This window comes from Flavobacterium sp. R1_16 (assembly GCF_057652095.1).
Genome location: NZ_JBYFCG010000005.1, coordinates 192,352 through 206,269, shown reverse-complemented (window position 1 = coordinate 206,269; position 13,918 = coordinate 192,352). Strand labels below are relative to the sequence as shown.

The window sequence follows — 13,918 nt, the reverse complement described above, 5'->3', positions numbered from 1 at the left end:
TTTTTGATGCAACGCACTAAAAATTTCTATTTAGCGTCTAATAAACAGTTTTATATATATGTTAATTCGTTGTTTTTTTGATAATTAAAAATCAATTTAACTTAAAATTGTACGATGAAAAAGATAAAATAAATAAAAAAAAGTAATCAATAGGTTTAAATATTTTTTTAAAATGCATCATCAATAAACGCGTTTAGTTCTAAATGTAGTTAATTTTTCACCCTACAAATTGTGAGTCTATTTTAATTCACTACTACGATATCCAAAATAAGAACAATTTTATTTTTAGGTTTAGAGGTATTTTTTAGATTGAAAAGAATTTATTTTAAATCTTTTTTGTTGATAACTTCCAAAGAAGTTTCGACTAAAAAAATATAAATTTGAAGTTCAATTTTTGTGATTTTAAAATCACAAAACACTCTCTAAATTCAATTATGTATTTAATATTTGACACTGAAACTACTGGTTTGCCCAAGCGCTGGGATGCACCCATAACAGATATAAATAATTGGCCACGTTGTGTTCAAATTGCATGGCAATTGCATGACGAAATGGGAAAACTTATTGAGCATCAAGATTATTTGGTTAAGCCAGGAGGGTTCAATATACCTTATGATGCCGAGAGAATTCACGGGATTTCAACTGAGCTGGCAGCAGCTGAAGGTATTGAATTAGCCGAAGTTCTTGAAAAATTTAATATTGCATTGTCCAAAGCCAAATTTATTGTAGGTCAAAATTTAGGTTTCGATATCAATATTATGGGTTGTGAATTTTACCGAATGGGAGTTGAAAGTCCTATGAGTTCAATGCCAGTTTTGGATACATGTACAGAAGTGACAGCCTCATTATTGAAATTGCCTGGAGGTCGAGGAGGAAAGTTTAAGTTACCAACATTAACTGAATTACATCAGTATTTGTTTCAGATTCCATTTGCTGAGGCTCATAATGCAACTGCCGATGTCGAGGCAACAACGCGGTGCTTTCTGGAGTTAATTCGTAAAGAAGTTTTTACTAAAGAGGAGCTTGATGTTCCAGAAAGTTATTTTCAGGATTTTCAGAATAAAAACCCTAGAGAAATTCAACTTATTGGTTTAAAACATATCAATTTAAAAGAAGCTTCAAACAAAATTCGGCAGCAATTTGGTGATAAACAAACAGCTCCAATCACAAAAAAAGAGCTTTCTGACAATAAGCAAATTCTAATAGATACTGAATTTGTGCACTTGCACAATCATACTCAGTTTTCTGTTTTGCAATCTACCATCAGTGTAGCGTCATTAGTAAAAGCTGCTGCTCAACAAAAAATGCCCGCAGTTGCCATTACCGATCATGCTAATTTAATGGGAGCCTTTCATTTTGTTAGAGATATTTTAAACCATAATAAAAGTGTTGAAGTAAAAAATAAAGAGGCAGTTGAAAAAGGAGAAAGCCCTACAGAAGTACTACTAAAACCCATCGTTGGATGTGAGTTTTTTGTATGTGAAGACCACAAAGATAAATCTCGAAAGGACAATGGATATCAAGTTGTTTTCTTAGCCAAAACCAAAAAAGGATATCATAATTTGGCAAAAATGTCTTCCATTGCCTACACCGATGGATTTTATTATGTTCCTAGAATTGATAAAAAAATTGTTGAGGAATATAAAGAAGATATTATTATTTTATCGGGCAATTTATATGGAGAAATTCCAAGTAAGATTTTAAATCTTGGAGAGAATCAAGCTGAAGAAGCTTTAGTGTGGTGGAAACAACAATTTAGACAAGATTTCTATATCGAAATCATGCGTCACAATCAAGAAGATGAAAACCGTGTAAACGAAGGATTAATTGCTTTGGCAAAAAAGCATGATGTTAAAATTGTAGCCACCAACAATACTTTTTACATCAATAAAGAAGATGCTAACGCCCATGATATTTTGCTCTGTGTTCGAGATGGTGAAAAACAAAATACTCCAATAGGTCGTGGTCGTGGCTACCGTTATGGATTGCCTAATCAGGAATATTATTTTAAATCTGCTGATGAGATGAAGAAAATATTCAATGATTTACCTGAAGCTATTTCAAACATAACGGAGATTATTGATAAGATAGAAATTTACAATCTAGCTCGGGAAGTTCTGCTTCCAAAATTTGAGATTCCAACGGATTTTTTAATTCCAGAAGATGAAAATGATGGAGGCAAACGAGGAGAAAATAGCTACTTATCTTTTCTAACGTTCGAAGGGGCTAAAAGGCGTTATGGAGAAATTACTCCTGAAATAAAAGAAAGAATAGATTTCGAATTGTTAACGATTGAAAATTCTGGTTATCCAGGATATTTTCTTATCGTTCAGGATTTCATTGCAGCAGCCAGAAAAATGGGTGTTTCTGTTGGCCCTGGTCGTGGTTCTGCGGCAGGTTCTGTGGTGGCTTATTGCCTAGGAATTACAAATATTGACCCACTTTTATACAATTTACTTTTTGAGAGATTCCTAAATCCAGACAGGGTTTCGCTTCCGGATATTGATATTGATTTTGATGATGAAGGTCGAAGTAAAGTAATGGACTATGTTATTCAAAAATACGGTTCAAAGCAGGTTGCTCAAATTATTACCTATGGTACTATGGCGGCCAAATCGGCTATTCGAGATACGGCTAGGGTATTAGATTTGCCTCTTTTCGAAGCCGATAAAATTGCAAAGTTGATTCCAGGGATGATTCCTTCAAAATGGAGTTTATCTCGATTTTTAAAAGAGTCTGAAGTTGAAATAAAGAAAATATTACGTCCAGAAGATTTCGAAAAAATAAAAGAATTAATCGAAATTTCATCCGCTGATGATTTGAGTGGGGAAACTATTCAGCAAGCTCAGGTCTTGGAAGGAAATTTAAGAAATACTGGTATACACGCTTGTGGTGTAATTATTACTCCAAGTGATATCACCAACTTTGTTCCCGTTTCGACTGCTAAAGATTCTGATTTATATGTTACTCAGTTTGACAACTCTGTGGTGGAAAGTGCGGGATTGCTCAAGATGGATTTCTTGGGATTAAAAACACTGACTTTGATTAAAGACACAGTCAAATTAGTAAAATACAGGACTGGAAAAGACATCAATCCAGATGAGTTTCCAATAGATGATGCTAAGACCTATGAACTTTTTCAACGAGGAGAAACAGTAGGTATTTTTCAATATGAGAGTGCTGGAATGCAGAAATACATGAAAGAATTGAAGCCGACAGTTTTCAATGATTTAATTGCTATGAATGCACTGTATCGTCCAGGACCTATAGCCTATATTCCAAGTTTTATCAAGAGAAAAAATGGTGAAGAACCAATAGAATATGACCTTGAAGCTTGCGAAGAATTACTAAAAGATACCTACGGAATTACTGTTTATCAAGAGCAAGTAATGCTTTTGTCCCAAAAACTGGCAGGATTTTCAAAAGGTGATGCTGACGTTTTGCGTAAAGCGATGGGAAAAAAGCAACGCGATGTTTTGGATAAAATGAAGCCAAAGTTCATCAGTCAAGCTGCTGAAAAAGGACATCCTGAAGACAAATTAGAAAAAATTTGGAAAGACTGGGAAGCCTTTGCAGAATATGCTTTTAACAAATCGCATTCTACCTGTTATGCATGGATTGCCTATCAAACAGCTTATTTAAAAGCAAATTACCCTGCTGAATATATGGCCGCGGTTTTGTCCAATAACATGAGCGATATTAAGCAGGTATCGTTTTTCATGGAAGAGTGTAAGCGTATGGGGTTACAAGTATTAGGACCTGATGTAAATGAATCTTTTTATAAGTTTACGGTAAACGAAAACTATGCTGTTCGCTTTGGAATGGGAGCTATAAAAGGAGTGGGTATGGGTGCGGTTGAAACAATAGTTGAAAATAGAAAAGAAGGGAAATATAAATCCATTTTTGACTTAGCCAAGCGAATTGATTTAAGGGCTGCAAACAAAAAAGCTTTTGAAAATTTAGCGTTAGCGGGAGGTTTTGATTCATTTATAGGCACGACTAGAGCGCAATATTTTCACGACGATGGAGACGGAATTACCTTTTATGAAAAAGCGATTCGCTATGGAGCCAAATTTCAAGAAAACGAAAATTCTTCTCAGGTGAGTTTATTTGGCGAAAGTAGCGATGTTCAAATTGCAGAGCCTATTGTGCCTCCGTGTGAAGATTGGAGCACAATGGAGAAATTAGCCAAGGAAAAAGAAGTAGTCGGAATCTATATTTCTGGACATCCGCTAGACGATTATAAATTTGAGATGCAATACTTCTGTCCAAATAGATTGGAAGTTCTGAAAAATATAGAGTTGTACGTTAATAAGAACCTTGCTTTTGGCGGAATTGTGACTAATGTCCAGCATCTAACCGCAAAAAACGGAAAAGGTTGGGCAAAGTTCAATTTGGAAGGATATGATGAAAGTTATGAGTTCAGGATTTTTGACGAAGAGTATTTAAAGTTCAGGCATTTTTTAGTCCAAAATCATTTTGTTTTTTTGAGAGTGAATATAAAGGAGGGTTGGGTAAATAGAGAAACAGGAAAAAAATCGGATCCGAGAATTCAGTTTATTTTAGTTCAATCCTTACAAGATGTATTAAAAACTTTTGCAAAAAAATTAATCATTCATCTAAATATTAAAGATTTACAAGCTGAATTTATTACGAAGTTAAACTCTATTTTTCATTCTAATAAAGGGGATAATACAGTAACTTTTGAAATAATGGAGTTAGAAAAAATTATGAAGCAAATAGAAATAGCTCCTCAAGTCATAAATCCAGAGGATATTTCTATTGATGAAGACTCCGAGATTTTGAGCCAAGGCGAAGAGCAAGATGTAAACGTTCCAACTGAAGTAGAAGAGACTAGAGTTATAACTAGATTATCAATGCCAAGCAGAAAGTTAAAAGTTGCAATTTCTAGCGAGTTGCTTCAGGAATTGGAAAAAATGCAAGTGAACTTTAAGTTGAATTAGCATTATTTCAAACATAACTTTAACCAATATATTCATAACTAAAACTAATTTTAGAAATGAATTTCATTGAAAATAAATCAGTAATTTTGGTTGATAATTTTAAAGATATAAAAATGGCATTAGCAATAACAGATGCTACTTTTGATGAGGTAGTGTTAAAATCAGATAAGCCAGTTATGGTTGACTTTTGGGCAGCATGGTGTGGTCCATGTAGAATGGTTGGTCCAATCATTGATGAAATCAGTGAAGAATATGCTGGGAAAGCAGTGATAGGGAAAGTAGATGTTGATGCTAATCAAGAGTTTGCTGCTAAATACGGGGTAAGAAATATACCAACAGTATTAGTATTTCAAAACGGTGAAGTAGTAGGACGTCAAGTTGGAGTAGCTCCAAAACAAACCTATGCAGATAGCTTAGACGCTTTACTGTAGTTGGTTTAAATAAAATTTTGCTCTATAAGCTCGATATTTATCGGGCTTATTCTTTTAAATAAGCTTCTCTAACTTTTTTGAATAGATTGGAAGAATATACAAACTCAACTATAGCTTCGTTATCTGTTCTAAAAATTTCTTCTTTGGTTCCTTCCCAAGCTTTTAAACCATTTTTTAAAAAAACAATCTTTTCTCCAATTTCCATCACCGAATTCATATCATGGGTATTAATCACTGTGGTAATATTGTATTCGTCAGTGATTTCTTCAATCAAATTATCAATTAAAATAGATGTATTTGGATCTAATCCTGAGTTGGGTTCGTCACAAAATAAATATTTTGGATTATTAACTATAGCTCTAGCTATCGCCACACGTTTTTGCATTCCTCCAGAGATTTCAGACGGTAGTTTTTTGTGAGCATCAATCAGATTTACTCTTTTAAGTACAAAATCTACACGATCCTGAATTTCAGATTTTGAGTTATGTGTAAACATTTTTAAAGGGAAACCAACATTTTCCTCAACTGTCATGGAGTCGAATAATGCACTTCCTTGAAAAACCATTCCAATTTCGGTTCGCAATTCTCTTTTTTCATCGGGAGTTAAATCAGAATAGATTCTGCCATCAAAAGAAATAGTTCCCACTTCGGGAGTATGAATACCTAATAAACTTTTTAGTAAAACGGTTTTCCCAGAACCACTTTGACCAATTATTAAGTTGGTCTTTCCAGTTTCAAAAACTGTTGAAATACCTTTTAATACTTTGCTTTCGCCAAATGACTTCTCTACGTTTTTTACTTCTATCATTAGGTTAAAAGTAATTGAGTTAATATGTAATTCATTAAGATAATGGTAACTGAAGTCCAAACGAAGGAAATAGTGCTGGCTTTACCAACCTCAAGTGCTCCACCTTTCATGTAATATCCATGGAATGAGGGTATGGTCGCTAATAATAACGCAAAAATGAACGTTTTTATAAAAGCATAAGTAATATGAAAAGGAATAAAATCTTGCTGTAATCCATCAATAAAATCAGCACTACTGCCAAATCCTCCATATACGCTAGCTATGAATCCTCCAAGAATTCCTAGAAACATGGAAATACCTATCACAAACGGGTATAAGAATAAAGCAATAAGTTTAGGAAAAACTAAATAATTTAAAGAGTTTACTCCCATAACTTCTAATGCATCAATTTGTTCTGTAACACGCATGGTTCCTATACTTGATGTAATAAACGACCCCATTTTACCAGCCATAATAATGGAGATAAAAGTAGGGGCAAATTCCAAAATTATGGACTGTCGAGTAGCAAATCCAATAAGGTATTTTGGGATTAAGGGATTGGTTAAATTTAAGGCAGTTTGAATGGCTACAACTCCACCCACAAAAAAGGATATAAATGCAACTATCCCTAAAGAATCTATGACTAAGTCATCAACTTCCTTGAAAATGAGTCCTCTCATTACGGACCACTTAGTAGGCTTGTTGAAAATTTCTTTCCACATCAAAAAATATTTTCCAATTTGTGATAAGTAGCGAATGAGCATCATTTTTTGTGTTCGGTATTCAGGTTATAGTGAGCAGTAAAAATACTATAATTTTATTTGAATGCTGTCTTAAAAAATTAAAACAATTTTTCTTTCATTTTTTGCAGACGATATTTTCTAATGAATTTAGCCTGTTCATTGGTTACAAGTAGTGGTGTTTTTGCCATTTTTGCTTTCCAGAAGCCTCTTATGTAGTCAAAAAACAGTAAAGGCTTCTTTTTCATTAGCGCTAATTTGACTGAAGCTATAGCCGTTATTATAAAGCCGTATCCTAAAGTATAGAAAGCCTCTCCTTGTTTGTAACGTGCATTTTTATCGTAGTTGGCTCCTGTTGGTTTTAAATGTTTTACTTTTAGATTTTTATCTGTTATGACTTTCCAATCATAGAATTTACAAAGCAATTCATCAACCGTATCCCAACCCATGGCGGGTTTTAAATTTCCTATTTGCAAGAAGCATTCTTTTCTGTAGGCTTTAAAAGCGCCTCTAATATGATCTTTGTCGGTTAAGTTTTCCAGAATCCAATTGCCATTTTTCTCTATGTATGCAAATCCTCCAGCCATTCCTGTTTTTGAATCTTTTTTGAAATGAGAAATAATAGTTTCGAAGTAGTTATGAGGCAAAATCAAATCTGCATCCAATTTTACGATGATGTCATAGTCCGTATCTAAAATTTCAAAACCTTTGTGAAACGCTTGAATGACTTTGCTTCCAGGCAAATGAATCGCATTTGAAGTTGTGTTTACGACTGTAATCCAAGAGTGTTTTTTTGCAAAATTATTAATTATTTCTTCTGTTTTGTCAGTTGAATTGTCATTAACAATAACAATTTTTTTGGGTAAAACAGTTTGTTCTGCCAATGATTTCAGGGTTAAAGCAATAAATTTTTCCTCATTGTAACAAGGAATGACAATGTAGTAATTCATTATTTTACTTTTTCAGCATAAACAATGTAATATCTATTGGCAAACATCCGCAAAAGGGGACGGAAACCAATTTTTTTTACAGGATGTGTAAATTGCATTCTGTCTATGATTTTCCACCCTGTTTTTTCTAAAAGCCAGTCTAGTTGCCAATCTTCAAATTCGTGATAGTGCCTGTCCCACATATCGGTTTTGCTTCTGTAAGCTGGCGAAAACCACAATCGTAACGGGATAGAAATAAAAAGTTTATCCGATTTTATCTCTTTTAATAAGGTGTATGGATTGAGTAGGTGTTCAAAAATTTCGAAAGCGGTTACCGCATCTGTTTTTTGATTTTGTATAAAAGTTTGATTTTCATCCAAATCTTCTCCAATGGTATTTTTTACTTGGTATCCTTCTTCTCTCATTATTTTTGAAAAAGGATTTTCAACGCCTAAGTCTAAAATAGTTTCAGAAGTGGTGAGGTGTTTTTTTAGAAATTCTAGTGTAAGTTTGAATCGCTTGTTAGGAAATGTTTTTTCGTACATAGTCATTTCGAAGAACGAAAAAATTAATCGTTCATGTTTTAATTAATCTTCTAATACCTGTAAACAAATGCATTAACATTCATTCCAGCTCCAACTGAGGCAAAGATAAGAACATCTCCTTTATGAATTTGCTGTTTTTCGATTTTTCCATTTACCAAAAGATCCAAAAGTGTAGGGATAGTTGCCACACTACTGTTACCTAAGTTGGTTATTATCATTGGCATTACTCCTTCGGGCATTTTTCTATCGTATAGCTTATAAAAACGGTTTACAATAGCTTCGTCCATTTTTTCATTGGCCTGATGGATTAGAATTTTTTTGACGTCATCAATAGAAATACCACTTTTATCTAAACAAGATTTCATAGCTTGCGGAACATTGCTCAATGCAAATTCGTAAATTTTTCTTCCGTGCATTTTGATGTAGCGAACATTAGGATCACATTCTTTATTATATGAATTCCCAAAAAATAAGTAATCCGCTTCATCATAAGCAAAAGTAGCAGATTCATGTGCCAGAATCCCTTCGTTATCACCAGCAACAGATTCAATTATTGTAGCTCCAGCTCCGTCAGAATAAATCATCGAATCCCTGTCGTGTGGGTCAACAACTCTTGATAAAGTTTCTGCTCCAATGACTAAGCATTTTTTTGCCATACCTGCTTTGATGTAGGCCGTGGCTTGAATTACACCTTCTACCCAGCCCGGGCATCCAAATAGGATGTCATAAGCAACACATTTTGGGTTTTTAATTTGTAACTTGTGTTTAACTCTTGTTGCAATGCAGGGAACAGTGTCTGATTGTATGGCATTGTTTTTTACATCGCCAAAATTATGTGCTAGGATAATATAATCTAAGGTCTCGGGATCAACTTTTGCGTTTTCTATTGCTTTTTGAGCTGCAAAAAATGCCAAGTCCGACGTACACTGATTGGGTTCAGCGTATCTTCTTTCTTCAATACCAGTGATGCTCTTAAATTTTCCAATAACTATTTCATTTGAATGTGAAAAAGGACTTCCATCTTCATTTAGAAAGACGTGTTTGTCAAAATCAGTATTTGCCACTTTTACTTTAGGGATGTAACTACCAACACCAGTTATTTTTATATTCATTTCAATTTTACTGTATATTTCTTGCTAATTTAATGATTATATTTTGAAAAATGTTACGAATAGCAATACGGATACCTACTATTAATAAATTTTACTATTTTTCTATTAATGTAGTATTAACAATAATTATTAGCCCGAATTCGCTATTTTTATTTGTAATACTGTAGCAATATTTAGAGCTTGAGTTTTTATTTGCTCGCTTTTTTCACCTTCAAAATTTTCATCAACAGAATTGTAAAAGTGATTGAGCCAAATTTTGAATAATTCGGGAGACAAATATTCTTTAGTGTTAACATCCAAATGAATTTGGGTCAAATTATTAGTGTATCCGCCAGTTCCAAGAATAGCTTGTGACCAAAAAGTCACTAAAATTGGCAAATGCTCTTCTAGTTTTATTTTTACAACATCAGTAAAGATATAACTTATTGCACTGTCAGATAGCAGTTTTTTGTAAAATTCATCAACTAATAAATATAAATCGTCTTGATTTTGAATATCTTTCATAATCGTAATCTAAAGAAAATACCACAGTTTTTTGCGACATTTTAATATTAGTTTTCTATGTATGCCTCAATTGGTGTACAACTACAAACTAAATTTCTGTCGCCATAAGCATCATCGGCTCTACGAACTGTAGGCCAGAATTTGTTTTCGGCAATATAGTCTAGTGGAAATGCCGCTTGCTCTCTAGTGTATGGAAAATTCCATGTATCAGCAGTTAGTATCGCTAAGGTATGGGGAGAATTTTTTAATACGTTATTACTGTTTTCAATGCTTGAAGCTTCAATTTCTTTTCGAATAGAAATCATAGCATCACAAAAACGGTCTAATTCCTCTAGGTTTTCACTTTCGGTTGGTTCAATCATTAAAGTTCCTGCCACAGGGAAAGAAACCGTTGGAGCATGAAAGCCATAATCCATTAGACGTTTAGCAATATCAGTAACTTCAATTCCTTTTTGTTTGAAGGGACGACATTCTATAATCATTTCGTGAGCTGCACGACCCATTTCGCCAGAGTATAAGGTGTCGTAATGGCCATTCAGTTTTTCTTTAATGTAGTTAGCGTTCAAAATAGCATATTCTGTCGATTTTTTCAAACCTTCAGCTCCCAACATCGAAATGTATCCGTAAGAAATTAAACATACTAAAGCAGAACCCCAAGGAGCTGCTGAAATTGCAGAAATTGCTTTTTCTCCACCTGCAGCAATTACTGGGTTTGAAGGTAAAAATGGAACCAATTGGGGAGCGACACATATTGGGCCTACACCTGGACCACCTCCACCATGCGGAATGGCAAAAGTCTTGTGTAAGTTCAAATGGCATACGTCAGCACCAATAGTAGCAGGATTAGTTAATCCAACTTGGGCATTCATATTAGCGCCATCCATATAGACTTGTCCTCCGTTATCATGAATGATTTGTGTAATTTCTTTTATTGCACTTTCAAAAACTCCGTGGGTTGATGGATAGGTTACCATCAAACAGGAAAGATTGTCTTTGTAAAGAATAGCCTTTTCACGTAAATCTTCCACATCTATATTCCCATTTTCTAAAGTTTTGGTAACAACTACTTTCATTCCTGCCATAGCTGCAGATGCCGGATTGGTACCGTGAGCTGAAGCTGGTATTAAAGCAATGTTTCTGTGAAAATCACCTCGCGATTGATGATAAGCACGAATTACCATTAAGCCTGCATATTCTCCTTGCGCACCAGAATTGGGTTGTAAAGTAGTCCCTGCAAACCCAGTTATTACATTCAACTGTTGTTCTAGTTTGGACAACATTTCTTGGTATCCTTCTGCTTGATTTAGCGGTGCAAATGGATGAATGTTATTCCATTGTGGATTACTTAAAGGCAACATTTCAGCAGCTGCATTCAGTTTCATCGTACACGAACCAAGTGAAATCATAGAATGATTCAAAGCCAAATCTTTACGCTCTAACATTTTGATGTAGCGCATCAAGGCAGTTTCTGAATGGTACTTGTTGAAAACTTCATGTTGTAAAAACGATGACGTTCTTTTTAAATTTTCAGGAAAATGATTTGTTTCGGTTAGATTACTAATTGGTGTTGCTTGTGTCTCTTTTGCAAAAGCGAAAATGCCAATAATTGTATTCAAATCGGCAATACTAGTAGTTTCATTTAACGAAATAGAAACTGTATTGGCATCGATGTAATAGAAATTTATTTCGTTTTGTTCTGCAATTTCTTTTATTTTATTCGCATCTGCTTTAACAACAATAGTATCAAAGAAAGCCGTATTGATTTGTTTAAAACCTAATTTTTCTAATTCATTTGCTAAAGTTGCTGCAGAAGCATGAACTTGGTTTGCAATATATTGTAATCCTTTAGGGCCATGATAAATAGCGTACATTCCAGCCATAACAGAAAGTAAAACTTGGGCTGTACAGATATTTGAAGTTGCTTTATCTCGTTTTATATGTTGCTCACGAGTTTGCAATGCCATGCGAAGCGCACGATTCCCATCGGAATCAACAGTAACTCCAATAATTCTTCCGGGCATGCTTCTTTTGTATTCGTCTTTTGTAGCAAAATAAGCTGCATGAGGTCCTCCATAGCCTAATGGAATTCCAAAACGTTGTGTGGTTCCTAGAACTACTGCCGCTCCAATTTCTCCAGGAGGAGTCAATTTTGCCAAACTTAAAATATCAGCAGCTACAGCTACTTTTATTTCTTTTTCATTTGCTTTAGCAATAAAATCGGCGTAGTCGTGTACTTGCCCAAATTTTCCTGGATATTGAAGAATAGCTCCAAAGAATTCCTCTGAGAAATCAAATTCTTGATGATTTCCGATTACCAATTCAATTCCAATAGGAGTAGATCGAGTTTGTAAAACAGATAATGTTTGTGGTAATATTTCTTCCGACACGAAAAATTTATGGATGTTGTTTTTCTTTTGTTCACGAGTTCTTACATCGAAAAGCAATGTCATAGCTTCGGCAGCGGCTGTTGCTTCATCCAACAGCGATGCATTGGCAATTTCCATTCCAGTTAATTCGATAATCATGGTTTGAAAATTTAAAATTGCTTCAAGTCGACCCTGAGCAATCTCAGCCTGATAAGGAGTGTAGGCGGTATACCATCCTGGATTTTCAAGAATATTTCTTTGAATTACAGCGGGCACTACTGCTTGATGGTAACCCAAACCAATATAGGATTGGAAAACTTTGTTTTTATTTCCTAATTGTTGAATGTGATTAGCAAATTCATATTCGGTCATTGCAGGATCTAAATTCAGAGGCGCTTTTAATCGAATATCGTCCGGTAAGGTTTCGTAAATAAGTTGTTCAATTGATTCTACCCCAATGGTTTTCAGCATGTGCTGAAGGTCATTTTCTCTTGGTCCGATATGTCTTAAAGCAAAAGCATCTGTTTTCATCTAGAAATAAAATAAAGTCACAATTTTGTGATGCAAAATTAGGTATTAATAGCAATTTAATAGTGGTTTTTTAGGTTTCATTTTTGTGAACTTTTCAACCGAAAGGCTCATTTATTCACAATTGATTACTTTTACCTTATGAAAATTTTCAAGCAATTATTTGATTTCTATCTCAACTCTAGTATTCATGTTAGCATGTCATGTTGTGCTTTGGTTAGTGTTACACAACAATTGTTTGGAATTCCATTTGATTTCTCAATGTTTTATTTTGCTTTTTTTGGGACTATTGTAGGTTATAATTTTGTAAAGTATGATTCTCTGGCCAGAGTCAAAAGATTGAAAATGACGCTTCAATTAAAAAGGATTGCTTTTTTGAGTTTTTTATCTTTACTAGCCACAGGATATTATTTTTTTCAGTTGCAATTTATCACGAAAGTGGTATCGATACTATTTTTAGGATTAATAGTATTGTACACGTTGCCCTTTTTTCCAAATAAGAGAAATGCTAGAAATTGGGCAGGGGTAAAAATTTATATTGTAGCCTTGTGCTGGGTTGGTGTAACGGTAGTTTTGCCCATTTTGGACGCAGGAATTTTAATAACGTCTGATTTTTATTTGAAATGTGTTCAGCGTTTTATCTTGATTTTTACGCTCATTTTGATTTTTGAAATTATCGATTTGCAAGTGGATGACCCTCATTTAAAGACTGTTCCGCAGCAAATAGGAGTGAAGCGGACAAAGCAATTGGGATATTTATTATTGTTGTTGCATTGCTGCTTGGAGATTTTTAATAGTAATTTCAATTTTAAGTTTTTTACATTGCAATTGACATTGATTTTTGTTACTGCCTCTTTTTTGTTTTTTGCTAATGAAAAAAGGTCTCAATATTACACTTTGTTTTGGGTAGAAAGTGTACCGATTTTGTGGTGGGTATTAGTTATGATATTTTTATGAATTAGATTTTAGCATAAATGCTAATTTCCCTATACATAATTATTTAAAAAGTATA

At 34.0% G+C, this 13,918-nt stretch carries 10 protein-coding genes; 3 read left to right on the top strand and 7 right to left on the bottom strand.

Annotated features, from left to right (window positions below):
- The first annotated feature begins 434 nt into the window (after positions 1–434).
- Together dnaE and trxA are read left to right on the top strand one after the other, a co-directional pair.
- Positions 435–4,964 carry a DNA polymerase III subunit alpha gene (gene dnaE / locus AC23L6_RS10100; protein ID WP_487562061.1) on the top strand — a complete coding sequence of 1,510 codons (4,530 nt, stop codon included), beginning with the start codon at positions 435–437 and terminating at the stop codon, positions 4,962–4,964.
- Between the two features lie 56 nt (positions 4,965–5,020).
- Positions 5,021–5,395, top strand: a complete 375-nt coding sequence (gene trxA / locus AC23L6_RS10095) for a thioredoxin (RefSeq protein WP_487562060.1) — start codon at positions 5,021–5,023, stop codon at positions 5,393–5,395.
- Between the two features lie 46 nt (positions 5,396–5,441).
- On the opposite strand, the gene AC23L6_RS10090 is transcribed toward trxA, so the two are convergent.
- The 7 genes from AC23L6_RS10090 to gcvP all read right to left on the bottom strand — a co-directional run bounded on the left by AC23L6_RS10090 (position 5,442) and on the right by gcvP (position 12,909).
- Positions 5,442–6,203, bottom strand: a complete 762-nt coding sequence (locus tag AC23L6_RS10090) for an ABC transporter ATP-binding protein (RefSeq protein WP_487562059.1) — start codon at positions 6,201–6,203, stop codon at positions 5,442–5,444.
- Complete coding sequence (locus AC23L6_RS10085) at positions 6,203–6,949, bottom strand: MlaE family ABC transporter permease (protein ID WP_487562058.1); 747 nt, start codon at positions 6,947–6,949, stop codon at positions 6,203–6,205. Before AC23L6_RS10085 ends, AC23L6_RS10090 begins: the two co-directional genes overlap by 1 nt.
- A 74-nt stretch (positions 6,950–7,023) precedes the next feature.
- Entirely contained in the window at positions 7,024–7,872 is an 849-nt protein-coding gene (locus AC23L6_RS10080; RefSeq protein ID WP_487562057.1) for a glycosyltransferase family 2 protein, read from the bottom strand.
- Positions 7,872–8,396 (bottom strand): methyltransferase domain-containing protein, encoded by a 525-nt coding sequence (locus AC23L6_RS10075; protein ID WP_487562056.1) that lies wholly within the window; start codon positions 8,394–8,396, stop codon positions 7,872–7,874. Before AC23L6_RS10075 ends, AC23L6_RS10080 begins: the two co-directional genes overlap by 1 nt.
- A gap of 50 nt (positions 8,397–8,446) precedes the next feature.
- Complete coding sequence (locus AC23L6_RS10070) at positions 8,447–9,508, bottom strand: 3-oxoacyl-ACP synthase III family protein (protein ID WP_487562055.1); 1,062 nt, start codon at positions 9,506–9,508, stop codon at positions 8,447–8,449.
- A 129-nt stretch (positions 9,509–9,637) separates the two neighbouring features.
- Positions 9,638–10,012: a group III truncated hemoglobin gene (locus AC23L6_RS10065; protein WP_487562054.1), complete on the bottom strand. Its 375-nt coding sequence runs from the start codon at positions 10,010–10,012 to the stop codon at positions 9,638–9,640.
- 47 nt (positions 10,013–10,059) lie between these two features.
- Entirely contained in the window at positions 10,060–12,909 is a 2,850-nt protein-coding gene (gcvP, locus tag AC23L6_RS10060) for an aminomethyl-transferring glycine dehydrogenase (protein ID WP_487562053.1), read from the bottom strand.
- Between the two features lie 138 nt (positions 12,910–13,047).
- On the opposite strand from gcvP, the gene AC23L6_RS10055 reads away from it, so the two are divergent.
- Positions 13,048–13,863 (top strand): UbiA prenyltransferase family protein, encoded by an 816-nt coding sequence (locus AC23L6_RS10055; RefSeq protein WP_487562052.1) that lies wholly within the window; start codon positions 13,048–13,050, stop codon positions 13,861–13,863.
- Positions 13,864–13,918: the final 55 nt, after the last annotated feature.